This is a genomic window from Neobacillus sp. S1115 (genome assembly GCF_055385565.1).
In genome coordinates, this window is the sequence record NZ_AP038275.1 from 4,726,916 (window position 1) to 4,749,411 (window position 22,496).

Sequence of the window (22,496 nt, forward strand, 5' to 3'; positions counted from 1 at the left end):
TGATTAACCCTCTCGCTGCTGTTTTAAATACGATTTTACCAGTTCTTCAATGATTTCATCCCGTTCCAGCTTACGGATGATATTGCGGGCATCGCGATGACGCGGAATGTAGGCTGGGTCTCCAGATAATAGGTAACCGACAATTTGATTAATAGGGTTATACCCTTTTTCCTTTAATGCCTCATACACTTGAAAAAGAACATCATTGACATCATGTTCAAAAGGCTCTTCAGGAAAATTAAATCTCATTGTTTTATCAAATGAGCTCATGAACGTGCACCTCGAATTGGAATTGTTACCTACATTTTACACTACTTTGTCCTTATTACAAAACAGATTTTACCCATTCTTCGACAAAGGATAGCGCTGAATCCAGTTTTTCAGGGTCCTTGCCGCCTGCCTGAGCCATATCAGGACGGCCGCCGCCGCCGCCGCCGCACTTGGCAGACACTTCTTTAATTAACTTGCCGGCATGGTAACCTTGTTCAATTAAATCCTTTGTAACGGCTGCAATTAAATTCACCTTGCCATCTTGGGCGCTTCCCAATACAATCACTGCAGAACCGAGCTTTTGTTTCAGATCGTCAGCCATGTTTCGCAAGTTGTTCATATCCTGCGCTTGAACTTTTGCGGCTAAGACAGTAACTCCATTGATTTCTTTTGCTTTGTTGACCAGATTTCCTGCCTCAATATTCCCAAGCTTGGCAGAGAGCGATTCATTTTCTCGTTGAAGGTGTTTGATTTCAGCCAGTAAACCATCAATTCGATGCCCCACTTCTTTTGGAATAACCTTCAATTTCTCCGCAGCATCCTTTAACATGCCGACCTGCTCATTTAAAGCTTTGTATGCTGATTCGCCGGTAACAGCCTCAATTCGCCTTGTGCCGGCACCAATTCCACCCTCAGAGACGATTTTAAACACGCCGATAACAGAGGTGTTTGGAACGTGGCAGCCACCGCACAGCTCCAGACTGTAGTCGCCAACCTTGACGACGCGAACGATGTCGCCGTATTTTTCACCGAACAGGGCCATTGCTCCCATTGCTTTTGCTTCAGCAATTTGCTTTTGGCTGATATCCACTTCGATGCTGCTCCAGATTTTTTCGTTGACAATCTTTTCGATTTGCTCCAGTTCTTCTGGTTTAATTTGACCAAAATGCGAGAAGTCAAAGCGTAGACGGTCCGGTTCGACAAGTGACCCTGCCTGATTCACATGCTCCCCTAATACATCCTTTAACGCACGATGCAATAAGTGGGTAGCTGTATGGTTCTTAATGATTTTCACACGATTTTCCGAATCCACCTGGGCAGTTACCTGCTGGTTTGTCTTTATTGTTCCGCTTTCCACTATTACTTTATGAAGGTTCTGGCCGTTCGGCGCTTTTTGAACGTCTTTAACTGAAACCACTGTCCCATCGCCTTGAATGACACCGCGGTCGGCAATTTGTCCGCCGCTTTCTGCATAAAACGGAGTAATATCAAGAATAAGCTGAACTTCTTCACCGCTTGAAGCCTCATCCATCAGTTCGCCATTTTTAATAATCGCTAAAATTGAGGAGTTCGTGGTCAGTTCATTATACCCAACAAACTTACTTGCCACAGTAATATCCCTTAATACGCCGCCTTGAACATGCATCGAATTTTCATCGTGACGGGCCGCACGGGCACGTTCCCGCTGGACTTCCATTTCTGACTCAAAGCCATCGTGGTCAACCTTCATGCCTTCTTCTTCGGCATATTCTTCAGTCAATTCAACTGGGAAACCATACGTATCATAAAGACGGAAAACATCTTCACCAGAGATGATGTCGCTGCCTTTTTCCTTTTCCTTCTTAATAACGCTTGCTAAAATCGCTAAGCCTTCATGAAGGGTTTCATGGAAGCGTTCTTCTTCCGTTTTGATGACTTTCTGAATGAATTCAGCCTTATCCTTTACTTCCGGATAGAAATCATGCATGATTTCACCTACAACCGAAACAAGCTCATACATAAATGGACGATTGATGTTGATTTGCTTAGCATACCGAACAGCACGGCGGAGCAAGCGTCTTAGCACATAGCCGCGGCCTTCATTTGATGGCAGCGCTCCGTCACCAATCGCAAAAGCTACGGTTCGGATATGGTCAGCAATCACTTTGAAAGCTTCATCCTGCCCCTTTTCAACACCATATTTTACCCCTGAGATTTCTTCAGTCGCCCGAATAATCGGCATAAATAGGTCTGTGTCAAAGTTGGTCGGAACATTTTGCACAACTGATGCCATCCGCTCAAGTCCCATACCGGTATCAATGTTTTTCTTTGGCAGCGGCGTATATGTACCGTCAGGATTATGGTTAAATTGAGAGAACACAAGGTTCCAAACCTCTAAGTAGCGTTCGTTTTCCCCGCCAGGATACAATTCTGGATCGTTAATGTCATTGCCATACTCAGGTCCGCGGTCATAGAAAATTTCCGTATTTGGACCACTTGGGCCTTCGCCGATATCCCAGAAGTTCCCTTCAAGACGGATAATCCGCTCCTCTGGAATGCCGATCGTGTTATGCCAAATTTCATAGGCTTCATGATCTTCAGGATGAATCGTCACAGAAAGAAGTTCTTTCTCAAAACCAATCCATTTTTCGTCCGTTAAAAACTCCCAAGCCCACTCAATGGCTTCCTTCTTGAAATACTCACCGATAGAGAAGTTCCCAAGCATTTCAAAGAAAGTATGGTGACGGGCGGTTTTGCCGACGTTTTCAATATCATTAGTCCGAATCGATTTTTGAGCATTTGTGATTCTTGGATTTTCAGGCACGACACGGCCATCAAAATATTTTTTTAAGGTTGCGACACCGCTGTTAATCCACAACAATGACGGGTCATCATGGGGAACTAGAGATGCGCTTGGCTCAACATGGTGACTTTTTTCCTCATTAAAAAATTGTAAAAACATCGAGCGAATTTGCGATCCAGTTAAATTTTTCATATTTTATACCTCCTTTATTTTAAAAAAGCACACAAAAAAGCCCTCATCCCAAAACAGGGACGAGAGCATATCTCGCGGTACCACCCTGATTATGGATACAAAAACTGCACCCATCTCTCAAAAGCCTTTAACGCAGGTCTTACGGCAGTGGTTAGCTGCACTCCGGATTAGCGTTCTGTTATCCTTCATCCAGAACCCCTTTCAGCCAAGGGGGGCCCCTCTCTTCAGCGCATGATGCGTTACAGATGGTCTATAACATACTTGTTCCTTCTTCATTTTAACCAATATTATCTATGACGAATTATAGCTAGTACTGACTTAGTTTGTCAAATACCTATGGAGATGTTTCATTACTTCGGGCAGCGATAAAGTGATTTTTTGCATGAATGATGCCAACCTTCAGAATCGCTACCACCGGAACCGCTAAAATCAACCCTAAGATCCCGCCAATCTCACCGCCTGCCGTCAGTGCCGCCATGATGACTAAGGGATGCATATGAAGGCTTTTACCCACAATATAGGGCGATAGGATATTACCTTCGAGAAACTGCAATCCAAATACAATAATCAGCGTGATAATGACCAATTTCACCGAGATCGTTGCTGCCACAATTACCGCTGGAACAGCACCGATGATGGGGCCAAAATAGGGGATGACATTTGTCGCTCCTACAATCATTCCTAACAATAAGGGATACTTTAAATCAAACACCCAGAAAAGAAGAGACGAGACTGTTCCGATAATGACACAAACAAGCAGCTGGCCCCTAATGTATCTGCCAAGTGAATCATCAACATCCTTTAGAAACAGGGTTCCTCTTTTCCGCCATTTTTTAGGTGTCATATACCAAACACTTCGTTTAATTAGGGCAAAATCCTTCAGCATATAGAAGGTGATAAAAGGGATAATCAGCAAAAGTGCTGCTGAATTTAACAATTGACCTAAATAGCCAACAATAATAGATAAAAGAGAATCAAGTCTTTTCTCAAAGGCATCAATGCCGTCATTGATTCTCGTTTGCAGTCCGTCAGGCCATTCTCTTGTATGGGATTGGAGAGTACGAATCCAATCTCGATACTGCTCAGCGAAAACAGGTGCACTTTCCGAAAGGTCTTTTATTTGATCTATGACTGCTGGAATCCCCTTATAAAGGGTAAACCCAAGTCCACCAAAAAATATGACATAAATGAGCAGAATGGCAATGCCACGATGAAGTCCTTTTTCATGCAGTTTTTCAACTATCGGATGCAGCAAATAGGTGATAAATCCTGAAATGACAAACGGAAGTGCAATAATGATGGCCACTTTTACAACCGGCAACCAGACAAAACGTATTTTTAAAAATACGTAAATGACAATTAATAAAAGGAGAGAAAAACCGATTCGGTAATACCATTTCATACGAATATCCAACGCCCGCGCCCTCCTTTAGTGGTTATTTTTGGAGACTCGGTAAATAAATATTCATTAAAAATCCCCCTCTTCATGTGAGGGGGACCTAACCATTTAAAATATCGCTCGTTTTACTTTTCTCTGCATTCTTTTCATTTGCCGGCCTGACATCAAATTATTTCTTTGCGCCAAATTATAAGCAGCCATCCCGGCACCAAAAGCAACCATGGTCGTCATCATTTTGTTCATACGTTTCACCTCTTTTTATGGTTGAAAACAAGTTAGTCAAATAACTGAGACTACTGTCCAGCTCCGGCGCCTAGGGGCTCGGGGTCATAAGCCAATCCGTCAAGAAGGCTAAAAAGCAGCCTTCTCGCCGGCTCGTCTTATGCCTGTCGCCCCTGTTCAAGGCGCCTCCGCTATTCTATTTAGAGTGTGTAACGACGTAATTCTTCTTCAAACAAATCGTCTAATGAACTTAAGGTTCCGTCTTCCTCGACTTGATGGGTATTGATAATTCCTTTAGCAACAGACAATTCAATAAAACAGTTCCAGCAATAGTATTGATTGATACCGATTTTTCCGATATCCTTGCTCGCACAATTGGGACACTTAAGCATGGAAAAGACACCTCACGTTTGATTAACGTCAACGATAATGGCATCTTTTCCAACCGTTAAGGGTTTCTCGGACTGAATTACCTGTTTCCCATCAGTGATATCTGAAAAGAAGCCATCCGTGATTTCGTACCCTACGATTGTTCCCACTTCTTCCTGAAAGTATACATCTTTTAACAATCCGAGCGACTGACCGCTATTGGAAAGCATCATCATCCCTTCAAGTGAATGCTGATGGTTCAATGTAAACTCAGGAGTTTCTTTCAGCTTTTCTAAGCTGCCAGCATCCTCAATCATGACCCCATCCCAGCCAAAGGAAGAAACCTTCTGAATGTCCAAGAAACAGGATTGTTTGAAGAAAACGCCTTTTTTAATCAATAGGCCTTTGACGGTTCCGTTTTTTGAAATGCAAAGATCGCAAACCTCGCCGATTTTCGTTCCTCTTTTCGTTTCAAAAACCGGCTGCCCCTTCAATAAGGAAAATGTTCGCAAAGAGTATCCCACCTCCTTCGAACAATCTTAGTTTCCGTTATCTTTCATCAATTCATAAGGTGAAACGTTTTCCATAAAGAGATGTTTGGAATAAGATAGGTTGTTTAACAAACAATGTAGAAAAGAGGTTAAGCAGAGGTCGAAGAAATGAAAAAAAATCTAATCTTTTTTAGTTTCATTTTTATCATGATGATTACTATTTTCCCTTCCCGTGCGCTTGGGGCGGCTACACATGGACAATATATTTTGATGACTAGAGAGGAATTTAAGAATTGGTTATTTCAAAATAAATTTACCAGAAATATAAACCTCATCCAGCAGCATCATACCTGGCTTCCGTCCTACAAGCAGTTTTATGGGAATAATCATTTTAAAATGCTCGAGAGCATGGAAAACTTCCATGTGAAGCAAAGAGGCTGGAAGAATATCGCGCAAAACTTAACAACGTTTCCCGATGGAAAGGTTGCAGTGTCCAGGCCGTTTGACATTGCTCCGGAAGGCTCGATTGGCCCGATCGCTAACACGACCGGAATCATGATTGAAAATGTCGGCAACTTCGATATCGGCCATGATGTGATGACAGCTGAGCAAAAAGAAACGATTGTTTATATCACGGCTGCACTTTCCTTAAGATTCGGACTGACTCCCTCCATTGACAGTATTACCTATCATCATTGGTGGAATGTAAAAACGGGTGAGCGAGTTCTAGACAGAGGTCCGGATTACAATGTAAAAACCTGCCCGGGAACAGGTTTTTTCGGGGGTAACTCGACTACCGACGCCATCAATAATTTTTACCCGCTTGTGTCTCGAAAAATACAGGAACTATCAAGTGAATGAAAAAAGGACCCATCCTCCGGGGTCCTTTTTCATTTAGCTGCCAGTTTTCTCCATGAAATCATATGGCGTTATATTTTCCATCCCAATCATCGGATTGACGGCCATTAATTCTTCCTCAAGAGACAATTTGTTCTGTTCTTGGTCCTTTTGAGGCTCGGCTGTTTTATCGGCAATGGTAATGGTTTCCTGAAGTTTTTCACAAAGTGTGGTCAGTCTTGACATTTCATCCGCCCGCGCAACCCCCATTTGCAGTGCATCGACCTCTCCGCATAATATCAAGGATTGTTTACTTCTTGTTATCGCCGTATAAATTAAATTCCTTTGCAGCATTCTGTAATAGCTTCTAGTTACAGGAAGAATGACAATCGGAAATTCACTTCCCTGTGATTTATGGACCGAGCAGCAATAGGCATGGGTAATTTGCGTCAAATCCTGCTTTGTATACTCCACTTCATTGCCTTCAAAGGAAATATAAATCATATCCTGTTTTTCAGTATTTTCCTTTGCATAAATGATGGAGATGATTTCCCCGATATCGCCATTAAACACATTATTCTCAGGCTGGTTGACTAGCTGAAGAACTTTGTCGCCAATCCGGTACTTAACATCGCCAAATTGGATTTCTTTTCTTTTGCCATCCGGGTTTGGGTTAAAGATTTCCTGCAGGAGCAAATTTAATCGGTCAATCCCGGCTGGACCCCGGTACATTGGGGCTAGGACCTGAATATCCTTTGCCGTATAACCCTTATTTTTAGCATTTAATGCGACCTTTTCGATTACTTCTGCAATTTGTGCGGTAGTACATCTGATAAAGGAACGATCGGCTTGTTTTTGGGTTATGTCAGCCGGCAAATGTCCCTTTTTGATTTCATGCGCCAGTTCAATAATAGAGGAGCCTTCCGCCTGGCGGTAGATATCCGTTAACCGTACTGTCGGGATTCGCTCCGATCTTAGTAAATCCTTTAAAACCTGACCAGGGCCGACAGACGGCAGCTGGTCTTCGTCACCTACCATAATAACTTGAATGTTTTCCGGCAACGCTTTGAAGAGCTGATTCGCGAGCCAAATATCGAGCATTGAAGTTTCATCGACAATGAGAATTTTTCCTTCAAGCGGGCTCCCGTCATCACGATCAAAGCCTTCCGTCCCGTTGAAGCCGAGCAGACGGTGTATGGTGACAGCAGGCAATCCAGTCGATTCACTCATCCGTTTCGCTGCTCTCCCGGTAGGTGCCGCAAGCAGAAACGGAAATGGTTCGTCCTTTTTTTGATAATCCTTTATTTCCAAGGAGCAGCCGTGGAGCTCTCCATAAAGCTCGACAATCCCCTTGATCACGGTCGTTTTCCCTGTTCCTGGCCCCCCTGTTAAGATCAGCATCGGTGACATTAACGCTGTTTGGATGGCTTCCCTTTGGGTTGGCGCATACTGGACCCCAAGCCGTTCTTCCAAATCACCTAATGCCAGCAAAAATTCCGATTCCGGGAATTGGTCCTGATACTCTGTTTGCTGCAGGATTCGTTTAATGCTGGTGACGAGTCCTTTTTCCGCAAAGTACAAGGAAGGCAGGTAAACTCGTTTCTCTTCGCCAATAATTTTACCTTCCTTTTCAAGCCCGATAATTTCGTTTGAGATAGCCAGAAAATCAATGACGTCACGCTGGTTCTCTTCTAGAAGGGCTTTTACCTGTTCAAGCAGTGCTTCGGCTTGCATATAGACATGCCCAGTCTGCATACATTCATTTTCTAATGTATAGAGGCAGCCTGCCTTAATTCGGTCAGAATGGCTGCCTGATATGCCAAGCTGGTAACCTAGCTCATCAGCCCGGCCAAAACCAATTCCCTCGACATCCTCAACCAGCTGGTAGGGGTTTTTTTGAATAATCTCGAGTGTATTTTCTTTATAAGTTTGATAAATCCGCATCGACAGCTGCGGGCCGAAACCATACTGGTTTAACGCTACCATCACCTGCTCGAGGCCTTGATGCTCCATTAACGTGTCATAAAGCTGCTTTGCTTTATCCGGAGGGAGCTTTGGTACGGTATCAAGGAGGGAAGGCTGATTGAGAATTTTCGAAATCGCATCCTCACCCAGGGTTTCGACGATATTTTCCGCCGTTTTTTTACCGATTCCTTTGAACATTTCTCCGGATAAATAAGCAATAACCCCTTGCTTCGATTGGGGCATGTCTTTGCGAAAATGGTTGACATGAAATTGTGTACCAAAGCGTGGATGCTCTTTAAATTCCCCGTAAAAAATATACGTTTCCTGCTCATGTACTCTAGGAAAATAGCCAGTAACGACGGCTTCTTTGTCATCATACTGATGATTGGTCTCATCTACCCGGATTCGAATCACGGTATAGAGGTTTTGCTCATTGTGAAAGATGGTCACTATCGGACGGCCTTTAATAAATTTCCCCTGCTCACTGAACAAATCAAGCGATTCCTGCTTTTTCACCATATCTGCTCCCTCCTTCCTCGTGAAAAATTAATGGATTACTGATTCATTTCTAATATTTTTTTCGCATTTCCGGCCAATAGATGGTCCGGCTGGATTTCTAACGCTTTGTCGAACATCTCCAGCGCTTGCTGGCCTTGCTCTTGGAATGCGTAGGAAACGCCCAGGTTATAGTATGCATCTGAATGGTTTGGATCGAGTTCAACGCATTTTTTAAATTGGCTGATGGCTTCGCTAATCAGTTCCAGGTTTGCCAAGCATAATCCGTATTGGAAGTGTGCCTCGGCATCATTTTCATTCAATTCAACACTTCTTTGGAAGTAGGGCAAGGCAAATTTGCTCTGGTCAAGATTGACTAATGAAAGCCCCAGCATAAAATAGTTGTCGCTAGTTTCCAGTCCTTTTCTCATCGCCATTTCAAACATGTTCTTGGCTTCTTGGAAACGGTCATTGCTGAAATATAGATTACCTGCGCTGTAATAGGCTGCACCTGCATTTTCGTCAAGTTCAATCGCCTTTTGGAAAAATTTTAGCGCTTTTTCAGCCTCACCGACAACGCTGAGGACGTTGCCAAAATTAATATAGCCGACTGGGTCAGCAGGATTTTCCTGGATACCCTCATTGAAAACCTTCACAGCCATTTCCCAGTTGCCTTCTTGCATATATTGAACACCTAATTGGTTTTTGTCCATGTTTTTCAACTCCGTTCTACATGGAAGTATACCATATTTTGATTAAAAGTTGAGGTTGTAAAAGGGGGGCAGGCAAGTGATTGGAGATATCCGCCGAACTTGGCTAGGTATCCGCCAATTTGAAGAGATTATCCGCCAAAACTGGACGGTTATCCGCCACCCCTGTTAGATTATCCGCCGAAGTCCAGCAGTAATCCGCCAAACCTATTTTCCTGCACCAAAAAACCCCGACTCCAAAACTGGAATCAGGGTCCTTAAACTTAGCCAACATATGTCAAACGTTCACCATTTTTATAAACTTCATCAATCGTTCCACCGCCAAGACACTCGTCACCGTCATAAAAAACAGCGGCTTGTCCAGGTGTGACAGCACGAATCGGTTCTGCAAAAATAACTTCAACCTTACCACCATCTAATAGACGAACTTTAACCTTGTGGTCCTCCTGGCGGTAACGGAATTTCGCAGTACAACTAAATTCCACAGGCTTTTCTCGGTCAGAAACCCAGCTAACATCCGTCGCAATAATCGAATCGGAATAGAGCTTTTCATTATGGAAACCTTGGCCAACATATAAAACATTTCGTTTTAAGTCCTTGCCAATGGCAAACCAAGGTTCACCCGATCCACCAATGCCGAGCCCATGACGCTGACCAATGGTATGATACATCAGGCCTTCATGTTTGCCTTTAACTTCGCCGTCAAACGTTTCCATGTTGCCGGGCTGAGCAGGCAGGTATTGACCTAAAAACTCCTTAAAATTCCGTTCTCCAATAAAACAAATTCCGGTCGAGTCCTTTTTCGCCGCCGTAGCAAGACTCGCTTCCTTCGCAATTTCCCGCACCTTCGCTTTTTCAAGATTTCCGATTGGGAACATGACTTTGCTGATTTGCTCTTGCGACAATTGATTTAGGAAATAGGTTTGATCCTTATTTTCATCAAGGCCTCGCAGCATTTTATATTCACCGTCGCGATATTCAACACGGGCATAGTGACCTGTCGCGAGATAGTCGGCACCTAAATTCATCGCATGCTCCAAAAAGGCTTTAAACTTAATTTCCTTATTGCACATGACATCTGGATTCGGTGTCCGGCCGGCCCGATATTCAGCAAGGAAATAGGTGAATACCTTGTCCCAATATTGCTTTTCAAAATTAACCGCATAATAAGGGATGCCAATTTGGTTGCAGACACGAATCACATCATTATAATCCTCCGTTGCTGTACAAACACCGTTTTCGTCGGTGTCATCCCAGTTTTTCATAAAAATGCCGATCACATCGTAGCCCTGCTGCTTTAACAACAGTGCCGCAACAGATGAATCAACACCTCCGGACATCCCGACAACAACTCGGATATCTTTTGGGTCTTTTCTTTCCATCTAAAAATTCACCTCTCTTTACACACAAAATAATCTTGCTTTTATTTTCTAAGCCGCGAAACAACCTTTGCTGTTTCCTCCGCCGCTTGTAGGATTTCTTCGGTTGTCGTGGTAAAGCCAAAACTAAAACGGATTGCATTCGACAATCGCTCTGAGCCTTTTCCGAACATCGCCACAAGGACATGCGATGGTTCAATTGATCCGGCCGTACAGGCAGAACCGCTCGAAACCGCAATCCCCGCCAAGTCAAGATTGACCAGCATAGCTTCCACGTTAGTTCCGGGAAAGCTTAAGTTTAATACATGCGGCAAGGAATTTTCAAGCAATCCGTTTACAGTGAACTCAATCCCTGATTCTTGAAGCTTGTTCATCAAAAGCTGCTTATACTCAGCAAACAGTTCTCTCTTTGCAGAACGTTCTTCCATCGCAATCAGAACCGCTTCATGGAACCCGGCAATAGATGCGACATTTTCTGTTCCAGCGCGCCGTTTTCTCTCCTGCTCGCCGCCAAATAAACGTGGTGAAATTTTAACATTTGACTTTACATAAAGAAAACCGATCCCTTTTGGTCCATTTATTTTATGAGCAGAAACCGATAGCAAATCAATATAGCTTTCATCGACATTTATTTTTTCCATCCCATAGGCCTGGACAGCATCTGTATGAAATTTTGCCTGATGATCCTTCACAAGCCGGCCAATTTCTGCAATCGGCTGGATGGTGCCAACCTCGTTGTTTCCATACATGACGGAAACTAATATGGTATCGTCCCTTAACGCCTCCTGAAGGTCAGTAACGGAAATCCTGCCTGTTTCATCAACTGGCAAATAGGTGACCTCAAAGCCCATTTTTTCAAGCTTCTGGCAAGCATGAAGAACAGCATGATGTTCTACCTGGGTAGTGATAATATGCTTTCCTAAATGCTGATAGCTTTCCGCAACGCCAAATAAGGCCATATTATCCGCTTCGGTACCGCCGCTTGTAAAAATAATCTCGTTTTCCTTTGCCCCAATGCTCCCCGCGAGTGTTGCCCGCGCCACATCAATATAATGTCGCGCGTCCCTGCCAAAAGCATGGATGCTTGATGGATTTCCAAAAACGGATTTCATCGTCTCATGCATTTTTTCAATCACTTTTGGATGCATCGGAGAGGTTGCGGCATGGTCGAGATAAATTCGTTCCATTATGACACCTCAAATCAACATAATTCTCTATTATTAGCTTCGTCATTAAATATAAAACATATAACCTTCCATTTCACCATCTTCACTGTGGCTTGCTAAGTCCTCAAGAGTCGTGTTGTCTAATACACCCTTAATTGCATCGCGAATGCGAATCCACAACTCCCGTTTAGCCGGTTCTTCATCTTCAATTCCTTCAACCGGTGTAATCGGGCCCTCAAGCACACGAATTACATCGCCAGCGGTAATTTTGGCAGGTACATCAGTTAATATATAACCCCCGTATGCGCCTCTGATACTTTTCACTAATCCAGCATTTCGTAACGGTGCAATCAATTGCTCCAAATAATGCTCAGATAGGTCATTCGCTTGGGCTATTGTTTTTAAAGAAGTTGGCCCTTCTCCGTAATTTTTTGCTAATTCAATCATAATTGTCAGGCCGTAGCGGCCCTTTGTAGATATTTTCATAAAATAACACCTCTATTTTTTAAAAAATATATATTCAAAAAAATCCGTAGTATTTTGGTAGGCATTAGAATTATAACATATTCTTCTTTAATATGCTTTTCCATGAGGAAATGGTATTGTTAAGATATAGCAAAATATTTATTGGAGAGATTACTATGCAGCAAAAACCGTTGGCATTTCGAATGCGGCCGCGAACAATTGAAGAAGTTGCCGGCCAGCAGCATCTTGTCGGTGAGGGCAAGATCATTGCTAGAATGGTAAAAGCCAAGCAGCTGACTTCAATGATTCTGTATGGTCCTCCCGGGATAGGAAAAACCTCGATAGCGAGCGCCATTGCCGGCAGTACCAAATATGCCTTTCGAACGTTAAACGCCGTTACAAATAATAAAAAAGATATGGAAATTGTCGCTGCCGAGGCGAAAATGTCCGGAAAAGTAATCCTGCTGTTGGACGAGGTCCACCGGTTAGATAAGGCCAAACAGGATTTCCTATTGCCCTATTTGGAAAACGGAATGATTGTATTGATCGGAGCTACAACCAGCAACCCTTATCATGCCATTAATCCAGCCATTCGCAGCCGCTGTCAAATTTTTGAACTTAAACCATTAACACCTAATGAAGTTACGCAAACCTTAGTTCGGGCATTAGAAGATGAGGAACGGGGTTACGGCAGATTAAAAGTTGATATAACCGAGGAGGCGCTTCAGCATTTTGCCCAAGGCTCAGGAGGAGATGTCCGCAGCTCTTTAAATGCCTTGGAATTAGCCATTCTTTCGTCAGATCCAGATGAAAATGACGTTATCCATGTCGATATTCAAACAGCTGAAGAATGCCTGCAGAAGAAAAGCATTGCCGCGGATAAAGACGGGGACGCTCATTACGATGTATTGTCAGGCTTCCAAAAGTCAATCCGCGGCAGTGACGTAAACGCTGCCCTTCATTATCTTGGCAGATTAATTGAAGCCGGGGACTTAGTAAGCATTAGCCGCCGGTTAATTGTAATTGCCTATGAGGATATCGGACTTGCCAACCCTCAGGCGGGAGCACGGACATTGGCGGCCATTGAAACTGCAGAAAGGCTAGGCTTTCCCGAAGCACGTATTCCACTTGCCAATGCTGTAATTGAATTATGCCTGTCGCCCAAATCCAATTCTGCTATTTTGGCGATTGATGCGGCCCTATCCGATATTCAAAGAGGAATAACCGGCGATGTCCCGGACCATTTAAAAGACGCCCATTACAAAGGGGCGAAAGAGCTTGGCAGAGGCATTGGCTACAAGTATCCGCATGACTATGAGAACGGGTGGGTACCGCAGCAATATCTGCCGGACCGGATCAAGAACAAACAATACTATCAGCCGAAAAAGACAGGGAAATTCGAACAGGCACTCGCATCTGTCTATGAAAAGCTTACACGAAAAAATTAAACATGTATAAAAAAATGACGTGTACCAATTCACACGTCATTTTTTTATATAAATTAGATCAGCTGTTTTTAACTGAAAACTCTTCACCAATCTGCTGTAATCTCAATTCAACGTCTTCTTCCGTTAACTCATGTTCCTTCACATACAAGTTCCTTGGGTGCACTCGGCATTCATGTGTGCAGCCCCTAAGGTATTTGTGCTCACTTTCCTCTGAGCAAATAATTTGTTTATTGCATTCCGGGTTTGCACAATTTACATATCGTTCACAAGGTTCACCCGTGAAATAATCTTTTCCGACGATAACATGTTCAACCTGATTAACCGGCACACTGATCCTTCCGTCAAATACATAGCATTGTCCGTCCCACAGCTGTCCTTGCACTTCAGGGTCCTTCCCGTAGGTCACGATACCGCCATGTAGTTGTCCAACATCTTGAAAGCCTTCTTTTACAAGCCAGCCTGAAAACTTCTCGCAGCGAATTCCGCCAGTACAATAGGTCAAGATTTTTTTTCCTTCAAACTGCTGTTTATTTTCCCGAATCCAGTCCGGAAGCTCGCGAAAGGCTGTTATGTCTGGCCGAACAGCTCCTCTAAAGTGACCTAAATCAAATTCATAGTCATTTCGGGCATCAATGACAACGGTCTTTGGATCCTGCATTGCCTCATAGAATTCTTTCGGACTCAAATGTTTACCGGTCGTTTCATTAGGATTGATATCGTCTTCTAAGCGAAGGGTGACAAGCTCCGACCGATGGCGGACATGCATCTTTTTAAAGGCATGTTCATCCTCTTCATCAATTTTAAAAACCATATCAGCAAAACGTTCGTCTTGATGCATGATTTCCATATACTTTTCAGTCTGCTCGACCGTTCCCGATACCGTACCATTAATCCCTTCGGCAGCCACTAAAATTCGTCCTTTAAGTCCTAGTTCCTTACAGAACTGCAAATGCAGAGCGGCAAATTCCTCCGGATTCTCGATTGGTACATACATATAATATAGTAATACTCTATATGGTTTATTTTCTGTCATTTGTTACTGCCCCTATCTTTGTTAGTAAATTCTCCCTTGCCTGATCCACTTGGTGGCAACCCATTTTTCACCTTCGGATACCGGCACACTGGTGTGCAAGGACAGTCGATCGACTTGTCCCTTACTATTCCCATAATGAAAGTAAACAGCTGTTCCTTTCTTCGGAACAATCGATACTCCTAACTTTGGGAATACGGTTTCTCCTCCTGAAGCGACATCATTTAAATAGATTAAAAAGGTGCCGATCCGCTGTCCCCCTTTATCTTCTATAACCTGGTTTGCCGGGAAATAATCGAAATGGGGTTTATATTCCTCGCCTATTTTATAGTTCAATACCTGCAGCCCTTCACCATTTTCAATCGGATAGCCAGTTAATTCAGCAATTCTTTTCTCAATTGTGGAGACGTGTCCATTTTCATTGATTGTAAAATACATTCCTTTGCTCGTTCTGCCAGAAGCTGCACGGTTCTCCCCAGTGTTTTTATCAATAATATGAGAAGGCTGTAATCTGTCGCTTGAAAGGCTGATCAGTTTGTCACATTCTTCGTCGCTTAACACATTATCTAAATGCAGAATAAATGGATGCTCCACTCTAGAAAGCACCTTAATTTCCCGGTCCCCTGCATTTAGTTTATTGCCCTTTTGACCAATTTCAGGAATTTCATAATAATAAGGGCTTTGCTTATCTGCTGTTACAATCGATTGGTTTCCACCAATACGCAATAAAATCCTTAATGCAAATGTTTCATCGAATCCCTTACTAATCATCGCATCGACGATTTTCTCCGGGCTTGCACCGCTATTTAATGTCTGTATGATCCAATCTTTAAATTCGCTGGAGATATGCTTGATTTTTTCCACTCTATATTTCTCCTTTTAGAACGAGTACCAAACAATTATCTCTTAACGACAAAAAAATTACCAGCGATGGATATCCTTGTTCCTGCCCGAATTATCCTATTAGGTTATAAATAGCCCGTTAAACCAAGCGGTCTTGCCCCGTGGACTGAGTCAGGGTTTAACATACTCATATCTCAATTCATCTTCTTTTGCATCATAATCAACATGTAAATCATGCCCGTCGAAATACCAGACATCACCGTCTTCAACAAAGAAAAGGATCCCATCCAGATCAGTACTGGCTGCTATTTTTAAGGGCTCCTCTTGAGTAAACGCCAAAGAGTACCCCTTCTGAATCGGACTATTTCCATAAACTTGCGTATAAAATCGCAATTTATCTCCCTTCTTAAGGCCAATATCTTCTTTAAACCATTTTAATGCCTGATTGCTGATTTTAATTTCCATAAAAAAGTCCTCCAGATAATTTTTTCTACAAAATAGTTTACCCATATCATTTCACTATAATTGGAAAAAAGGAGGCTGTCTCAACAGCTAAGATGAGACAGCCCCATTTCATCTGATTATGCAGCAACATCCCGTTTTTTGAACACAAAGAATGCCAAAAATTGAAAAATAACAAAGTAAATAACTAGAATAAAGATTGAAAAATTCATCGTCATCCCCTCGACCATCGGGGTTCCTTCAAAGTACTGCATTAAATTTGTATTGGCAAATAGAATATATTTTGCCCAGGAAAACTTAAGAGACAGCAGCGCGGTAAATTGTGCTCCAGTAAATAATAAGAAAATAGATAATCCGATGGCAAGTGAACTGTTTCGGAAGACAGAAGAAATCATGAACGCCATCGTCGCAAGCATAATCATATCAATGGAGCTTAAACCATAATAGATTAATAAATGGACCACGATATTTTGCTCAGTAACAGTACCGTTATGGTAGTTTAAATACGGAGCGGCATGCTCGGGCATTCCGAATAACAGTGCGCCAAGGGCCGCTGAAAACACAAATAAAATTGCCAGCATAGTCAGCGCAAACAATAAAACGGTCAGATATTTTGAAATTAATATTTTGCTTCGATTGATTGGCCGTATCAACAGCAGCTTAATGGTACCCCAATTAAATTCACTCGCAACAATTCCGGCGGAAATGATAATCGTAAACAAGCCAGCCAGTGTGATGAGTTCGGATGCTTCTTTAACAAACGACCAAACATTAAATTTCTCTTTTGCCGGAAGATTATGTTTAATTCGATAGTCATTGATGGCGATTTCCTCTTTGAAAAAGTCCTTTTCTATTTTGGTCCGGCTTTGTTCCATCTGCTTCTTTAAGGCATCGTTTTCTTCCTTTAATGTTTGCTGCCAATTCTTCTCCGGACCAGAATCTGAGCCAGTTTCCTGATATTTAAAAAAGGCACCGACGATGCAGGATATGACAATCAGCAGCGCAATCATGACATAGGTGCCGGGACGCCGAAAGATTTTCATCCATTCATTTTTAATTAAATTAAGCATGGGCTTCCTCCACCTCCTTCTTCGTCACTTCAAGGAAGCGGTCCTCTAAAGTTTTCGCTGTTTCCTTAATGGCAAAAATTTTGATTTCTTCTTGGACGAGGATTTTAACCAGATGGGGGATTTCTTCTTTTGAAAGACTGACAGATATTCCGTTTCGTGACAGATTTGCCTCTGCATCCGGGAAGGAAGCGTGTACGATTGATAATGCAGTTTCGCTCGGAATTACTTCCAATTCATGGACCGTTTCATTGCCTTGAATGAATTCCTTCACCTGCTGGACATCAATCAATTGCCCATTTTGAATAATGCCGATTCGGTCACACATCATTTCCATTTCGGACAAGAGGTGACTGGAAACAATAACCGCCATATTTTTTTCAAGGGCAAGCAGACGGACATAGTCGCGGATTTCCCTAATGCCAGCAGGGTCAAGACCGTTTGTCGGTTCATCAAGAATCAATACTTCGGGGTCATGTAATAAACATTGTGCAAGCCCTAATCTCTGCCGCATCCCAAGTGAATAGGTTTTTACTTTATCGTGAATTCTGTCAGACAGCCCTACCAGTTCGACCACTTCAGCAATTTTTTCCTTCGTTATTCCCTTGGCCATTCTCGCATAATGTATCAGGTTTTGATAACCTGTTAAAAACTTGTACATTTCCGGATTTTCAACAATGGCCCCAACATGGCGGACGGCGTCTTCAAATTGTGTTTTAATGCTGGAACCGTCAATAATAATGTCCCCAGAAGTAATTCCCATTAAGCCGACAATCATCCTAATAGTCGTCGTTTTCCCAGCACCATTCGGACCCAAAAAACCAAAAACCTCGCCTTTATATACCTGAAAGCTGATATCGTCAATAATCGTTCTGCCTTTAATCACTTTCGTTACATTTTTTAATTCTACAATTGATTCCAAAAATTTTCTCCCCTCTCTTCGAGTGCCCCTACATTTTAACCCATCAGTTAAAATTTTCCTACTAATTCACTAATGATCTTAACTTAATTTTAGGAGGGAATTAAGCGGCTGAAGATGGAAAGAAACTAGGGCTGGAGACTGAGAATGATTAAAAGATCGAAAAAAACGGAAGGACAACAATAGCTAGACAAAGGAAAAAAACGGCTATCGCCCCCAATCTTTGTTTATCCTTCCACAAGGTGATGCCAAAGCCAAGGGAATAAAGGATAATAACAAACAACACAACGATTGATATGATTCTCACGTTATTTCTCCACCTTTAAGTTTTTCTTTTGCCTTTTACCGAAATCTATTATTTCAACGTCGGGATTTACGGAAATTTCTGCTTTTAAATACGATTTCGGCCAATTGAATTTTTCAAATTCCGGGTTGGTTCCAAAATACCTCCGAGCGTAAAAGGACAACGGATATGGGGCACCTTTTAATTCTTTCTGTGTTTTTTTCAAAAACTTTTCAAGTTCCGTTTTAAAATGGCTGGCGATTTGCCTTTTTATGACTTCTTGATTTTTCCTTTTCGTAAAGTCAATCCTCGAAGGATTTGACATGATTTCAAATTTTACGGGTATGGTAATAAAAATCTTGGGCCTTGGACCCTTTAGGTCCATTTTGATATTATTGTTTTCTTTTTTAATTACTCTTACGGCAAATGAATTTCGTTTTCCTGGAAATGGATTAGGGATATCCAGAAAAAAATCACTCATGTTTGTAGTATCATCAAGAATATTGACCATACTTGTTTCCTGGCCGGTTAACTTCCCAATCATTACACCTTTTCTAAACACTGCCGACCCGATAAATTGAGTATCATCAAACTCTCCAGATGCATTCAGCTGCCCGGCAAAATATTCATCTTCCCCTTTAAATTTAGGATGCTTTTCCCTAACAGCTGAGGTGTTCATCGCTAAAAAAAGGTCTGCTCCTCTATCTGTTGTCTTAAAAAAGCGGAAAAGGGTCGAATCGGGGATTAAACCATTTTCTATACCATGGTCGATCATGTATTGAAAGTACTTATGCGGCCTGGTCTCCATTTTTGGTTTATTTTTCAAGAAATACTCAGCGGCCTTTTCTTTTGAAACTGCCAAATAGGCGTTCATGCGAATTTCTTTATCAAAGACTACGTCATTAAGGATATTATAAAATTTTGGATCCTTCGCAAATCCCTCGGAAACCACGATAATCTTTAATAAATCATAACTAATAATTCGCGAGACAACCGAATTTGCCGTCACTTTTGCGGCAATGATATCGTTGGCATCAAAGGAAACAATCTCTCTGGGTTTTTCCGTTGAACCGCCGCCGCCTTGCTGACTCCCTACTTCCGGGTTAGCAAGCAGCATGGTCACTTTGATTTTCCCTTTATGGTGAGAACGGTCAATACCAAGTCCAATCACATAGGATCTATCCTCCATTTCCTCACGATCCCAGCAGCCTGTTAAGGAAAAAACAATCACGACTATCAACAAAATTTTACATACTGTTTTTGTTTTTTGCATGTTTAAATTCTCCTTTTAACAAGGCAGACATCCATAATAGCAGGGCAATGGCAGAAAACACGGGACCGGATATCACCCCAATCAAAGGTTTTAGTTCCAGCGACACCTCAATTGGATTGTTTGGCATATTACCAATCAATAAATAAAAAGTTGCAAGCAGTGGAATCAAGTATTCAAAGTCCTTGATTTTGAAAATATGACCGAACATCAGGGCAATTATATACAAAAAAGCAGCGAAGCGGATAAAGACTCCCATAATCCAGATGACAAAAAAGAAGATTTCGATATTGGGAATATAACTTCCCAGTGAAATATAGCGAATCGTCGTATGAAATGGAAAACCCATTCCCCCTAAAGATTGATCCATTAAACAAATGAAAAATAGCGTTGAAACACTTGTTTGAATGCTGACACAAAAATAAGCAATCCAAGTGCCTTTTCGAAATTCATTATTTGTCTTTAAGTAAGGAACGAGCATGGTAAGCATAAAAAATTCAGCAAACATTGAAATTCTTTGCGAGCTATGCTTTAAAATAGAAAGTTTTCCCGCCCCCCAAATTGGCAGCATGGCCTGAATATTACTATCTTGAGTACTTAATAATAACGCAACAATGAAAGAGAGAATGACATAAAAAATAATCAAATAAGAAACTGAACCGATATGCTGAATTCCTTTCTTCGCTCCGTAAGCACAAATCGTTATTAAAATGGCATAAAGGACCAACACGGGAGTCGTATTAAAATAAAATGCCCGTATGATATTGGTATAATCTCGAGAATCAAACGAAATGGCAAATGAACTAAGGACAAAAACAACAAGGCAAACAAAAAAACCGAAATAGCGGCCAAGTAATTTTTGAATCACATAAAACAAGTTTTCCCCCTGAAATAAAGACATTGTTTTAATCAATAAAAAGAGCGGGATGAAGAAGAATACAGCCGATAAAAGTGGAATCATCCACGCTGCATTTTGGACCATATTATATAAACCGGCTGGCGTTTCTTCAGTCGCTTTTAAACCGACCATCAAAATCGCGATTGACACATATTCTCTAATACCAAGTTTTCCCGGCTGCTGATTCATGCTAATCTTAATCCTTTCTTTGTTTAACCATATCTTTCGGCTTTAGATAACCCGGGCGTAACCTTTGCTTCATAGGTACTGGACGGATGATTAAGTCCCTTCCCGAAGAGAAATGCGGGGTCATCGGTGCAAAGTAAGGAACACCGAATGACTTTAATGAGACCAAATAAAAGAGGCCCAATACAATTAATGCCCCCATTCCATAAATCCCCATAAAACCTGCAGCAAAAATAAACAAAAAGCGGCTTAAACGAATCGCAAAATTCATACTGGTATCACTGATAATAAAGGAACTTAACCCGCTTAAGGCGATGACGATGATGACAATTGGACTGATGATGTTGGCTTGAACGGCTGCCTGGCCCAAAATCAAAGCACCGACAATCCCAATCGTTGGCCCAATCGGAGAGGGCACGCGCAGCCCTGCTTCCCTAATTAGTTCAAAGGCCAGTTCCATCATGAGAATTTCAATGATGGAAGGGAAAGGGACTCGTTCTCTTGTACCAGCCATGGCCATCAACAAATCAGGCGGAATCATCCCGACATGATAGTTTGTTATCGCAATATAAAAGGAAGAGGAAAACATTGAAATAAATAATGCCATAAATCGCAAAAGCCGAATGAAATTACCATACGGTGTCCGCAGGTAATGGTCTTCCGGTGAATGGAACAAGGCCCAAAAGGTTGCCGGCAAAACAAGGCAGTTAGGCGAGTTGGACATCAACAAAATAATGTGCCCCTCTTCTATAAATGACACCGCCCGGTCTGGACGTTCTGTGTTTAAAATGGTCGGAAACAACGATCTTGGCCGTTCCTCAAGGTACTGCTCCAATATGCTTAAATCGATAATACTGTCAGTATTCAAAGATTCAAGCTTATCCTTTATCGTCTTCAGCAATTCATCATTCACTAGGTCTTGTTCATAAACAATCAAAACGTCATTTCTGGAGCGCTTTGAAACAACAAGCGCCTCAAAAATAAGGTTTTCGTTTTTAACTTTTTTCCGGATTAACGCAATATTATCGACCAACTTTTCATTAAAGGCCTCTTTTGCTCCTCTGACTATGACTTCATTATCGGATTTTTCGATACTGCGCCCTTGAACTTCCGTTGTTCCAAATAAATAGCATTGATCATCACCATCGATAAATAACGCGGTAAAACCACTGGTGACGATTTCAGTAATATCCCCTATTTGGGTGCTTATCCGCTCAATTGGGGCGGTAACAATATCTTGAATCTCTCTTATCGGCTGATTGCTTTCAATTAGAGGTCCGAAAATATTCTTTCGAATTTGTTCTAAGTCGACCATGGTACAGATATACAGAACAAATGCACGGCGATTAAGAGCACGGATGTTGAACTCGTGAATCTTGACATCGAAGTTTCTTGGTATGGAAAAAATGGACTTAAAAGTTTCTAAATTTTGCTCATAATGACTGCTTATATCCTGTTCTTTTAAATGAATTCTTTGTTGGTTTGATTGTTCGTAAAATTGAGGTTCCGTTTTAAACAAATTGCGAAGCGGCTTTAAAAAGCTTTTTTTCATCATAAACCACCTCACCCCATTTTTTTATAGCTTTCCAATTTTAGGGGTATTTATGATTTTTCAGCCAAAAAAAGC

Annotated in this window: 22 protein-coding genes; 2 read left to right on the forward strand and 20 right to left on the reverse strand. The window is 41.9% G+C overall.

The window, feature by feature from the left end; genetic code table 11:
* Window positions 1-3 precede the first annotated feature (3 nt).
* The 6 genes from ACZ5B7_RS23170 to ACZ5B7_RS23195 form a co-directional block, all read right to left on the reverse strand.
* Window positions 4-270 (reverse strand): IreB family regulatory phosphoprotein, encoded by a 267-nt coding sequence (locus tag ACZ5B7_RS23170; protein WP_066311816.1) that lies wholly within the window; start codon window positions 268-270, stop codon window positions 4-6.
* A gap of 55 nt (window positions 271-325) precedes the next feature.
* The gene (gene alaS, locus ACZ5B7_RS23175) at window positions 326-2,965 is read right to left on the reverse strand and encodes an alanine--tRNA ligase (RefSeq protein WP_464491125.1); all 2,640 of its coding nucleotides are present in this window, start codon (window positions 2,963-2,965) and stop codon (window positions 326-328) included.
* Between the two features lie 334 nt (window positions 2,966-3,299).
* A complete protein-coding gene (locus tag ACZ5B7_RS23180) occupies window positions 3,300-4,379 on the reverse strand; it encodes an AI-2E family transporter (RefSeq protein ID WP_464491126.1) in 1,080 nt (359 codons plus the stop codon).
* 93 nt (window positions 4,380-4,472) lie between these two features.
* Window positions 4,473-4,607, reverse strand: a complete 135-nt coding sequence (locus ACZ5B7_RS23185) for a YrzQ family protein (protein WP_213144765.1) — start codon at window positions 4,605-4,607, stop codon at window positions 4,473-4,475.
* A gap of 179 nt (window positions 4,608-4,786) precedes the next feature.
* On the reverse strand, window positions 4,787-4,978 hold the full coding sequence (locus tag ACZ5B7_RS23190) for a hypothetical protein (protein WP_213144764.1): 192 nt from the start codon (window positions 4,976-4,978) through the stop codon (window positions 4,787-4,789).
* Between the two features lie 12 nt (window positions 4,979-4,990).
* Window positions 4,991-5,467, reverse strand: a complete 477-nt coding sequence (locus ACZ5B7_RS23195) for a PRC-barrel domain-containing protein (RefSeq protein WP_213144763.1) — start codon at window positions 5,465-5,467, stop codon at window positions 4,991-4,993.
* 147 nt (window positions 5,468-5,614) lie between these two features.
* Between ACZ5B7_RS23195 and ACZ5B7_RS23200 the strand changes: the two genes are divergently transcribed.
* Window positions 5,615-6,307, forward strand: a complete 693-nt coding sequence (locus ACZ5B7_RS23200; RefSeq protein WP_464491127.1) for a peptidoglycan recognition protein family protein — start codon at window positions 5,615-5,617, stop codon at window positions 6,305-6,307.
* A 33-nt stretch (window positions 6,308-6,340) separates the two neighbouring features.
* Here ACZ5B7_RS23200 and recD2 read toward each other — a convergent pair whose 3' ends face one another.
* The 5 genes from recD2 to cymR all read right to left on the reverse strand — a co-directional run bounded on the left by recD2 (window position 6,341) and on the right by cymR (window position 12,484).
* A complete protein-coding gene (gene recD2 / locus ACZ5B7_RS23205) occupies window positions 6,341-8,767 on the reverse strand; it encodes an SF1B family DNA helicase RecD2 (RefSeq protein ID WP_464491128.1) in 2,427 nt (808 codons plus the stop codon).
* Between the two features lie 35 nt (window positions 8,768-8,802).
* Window positions 8,803-9,456, reverse strand: coding sequence for a tetratricopeptide repeat protein (locus tag ACZ5B7_RS23210; RefSeq protein ID WP_464491129.1), 654 nt, complete (start codon window positions 9,454-9,456; stop codon window positions 8,803-8,805).
* Between the two features lie 260 nt (window positions 9,457-9,716).
* On the reverse strand, window positions 9,717-10,835 hold the full coding sequence (gene mnmA, locus ACZ5B7_RS23215; protein ID WP_464491130.1) for a tRNA 2-thiouridine(34) synthase MnmA: 1,119 nt from the start codon (window positions 10,833-10,835) through the stop codon (window positions 9,717-9,719).
* A 41-nt stretch (window positions 10,836-10,876) separates the two neighbouring features.
* The gene (locus ACZ5B7_RS23220; RefSeq protein WP_464491131.1) at window positions 10,877-12,019 is read right to left on the reverse strand and encodes a cysteine desulfurase family protein; all 1,143 of its coding nucleotides are present in this window, start codon (window positions 12,017-12,019) and stop codon (window positions 10,877-10,879) included.
* A 45-nt stretch (window positions 12,020-12,064) separates the two neighbouring features.
* Entirely contained in the window at window positions 12,065-12,484 is a 420-nt protein-coding gene (gene cymR / locus ACZ5B7_RS23225; RefSeq protein ID WP_213144757.1) for a cysteine metabolism transcriptional regulator CymR, read from the reverse strand.
* A 155-nt stretch (window positions 12,485-12,639) separates the two neighbouring features.
* Here cymR and ACZ5B7_RS23230 point away from each other — a divergent pair, with 155 nt between their 5' ends.
* Complete coding sequence (locus ACZ5B7_RS23230) at window positions 12,640-13,911, forward strand: replication-associated recombination protein A (protein WP_464491132.1); 1,272 nt, start codon at window positions 12,640-12,642, stop codon at window positions 13,909-13,911.
* A 58-nt stretch (window positions 13,912-13,969) separates the two neighbouring features.
* On the opposite strand, the gene trhO is transcribed toward ACZ5B7_RS23230, so the two are convergent.
* The 9 genes from trhO to ACZ5B7_RS23275 form a co-directional block, all read right to left on the reverse strand.
* Window positions 13,970-14,944 carry an oxygen-dependent tRNA uridine(34) hydroxylase TrhO gene (gene trhO / locus ACZ5B7_RS23235; protein WP_423799171.1) on the reverse strand — a complete coding sequence of 325 codons (975 nt, stop codon included), beginning with the start codon at window positions 14,942-14,944 and terminating at the stop codon, window positions 13,970-13,972.
* Between the two features lie 21 nt (window positions 14,945-14,965).
* A complete protein-coding gene (locus ACZ5B7_RS23240; RefSeq protein ID WP_464491133.1) occupies window positions 14,966-15,805 on the reverse strand; it encodes a 2OG-Fe(II) oxygenase in 840 nt (279 codons plus the stop codon).
* A gap of 150 nt (window positions 15,806-15,955) precedes the next feature.
* Window positions 15,956-16,249, reverse strand: a complete 294-nt coding sequence (locus ACZ5B7_RS23245; RefSeq protein ID WP_378584136.1) for a HesB/YadR/YfhF family protein — start codon at window positions 16,247-16,249, stop codon at window positions 15,956-15,958.
* 116 nt (window positions 16,250-16,365) lie between these two features.
* Window positions 16,366-17,316 (reverse strand): ABC transporter permease, encoded by a 951-nt coding sequence (locus ACZ5B7_RS23250; protein WP_464491134.1) that lies wholly within the window; start codon window positions 17,314-17,316, stop codon window positions 16,366-16,368.
* The gene (locus tag ACZ5B7_RS23255; protein ID WP_464491135.1) at window positions 17,309-18,235 is read right to left on the reverse strand and encodes an ABC transporter ATP-binding protein; all 927 of its coding nucleotides are present in this window, start codon (window positions 18,233-18,235) and stop codon (window positions 17,309-17,311) included. The genes ACZ5B7_RS23250 and ACZ5B7_RS23255 overlap by 8 nt, the downstream gene beginning before the upstream one ends.
* A gap of 148 nt (window positions 18,236-18,383) precedes the next feature.
* Window positions 18,384-18,539, reverse strand: coding sequence for a hypothetical protein (locus ACZ5B7_RS23260; RefSeq protein WP_464491136.1), 156 nt, complete (start codon window positions 18,537-18,539; stop codon window positions 18,384-18,386).
* A 1-nt stretch (window position 18,540) separates the two neighbouring features.
* Window positions 18,541-19,788, reverse strand: coding sequence for a Ger(x)C family spore germination protein (locus ACZ5B7_RS23265; RefSeq protein ID WP_464491137.1), 1,248 nt, complete (start codon window positions 19,786-19,788; stop codon window positions 18,541-18,543).
* A complete protein-coding gene (locus tag ACZ5B7_RS23270) occupies window positions 19,763-20,872 on the reverse strand; it encodes a GerAB/ArcD/ProY family transporter (RefSeq protein ID WP_464491138.1) in 1,110 nt (369 codons plus the stop codon). Before ACZ5B7_RS23270 ends, ACZ5B7_RS23265 begins: the two co-directional genes overlap by 26 nt.
* Window positions 20,873-20,879: 7 nt before the next feature.
* Window positions 20,880-22,424, reverse strand: a complete 1,545-nt coding sequence (locus ACZ5B7_RS23275) for a spore germination protein (RefSeq protein WP_464491139.1) — start codon at window positions 22,422-22,424, stop codon at window positions 20,880-20,882.
* Window positions 22,425-22,496 lie beyond the last annotated feature (72 nt).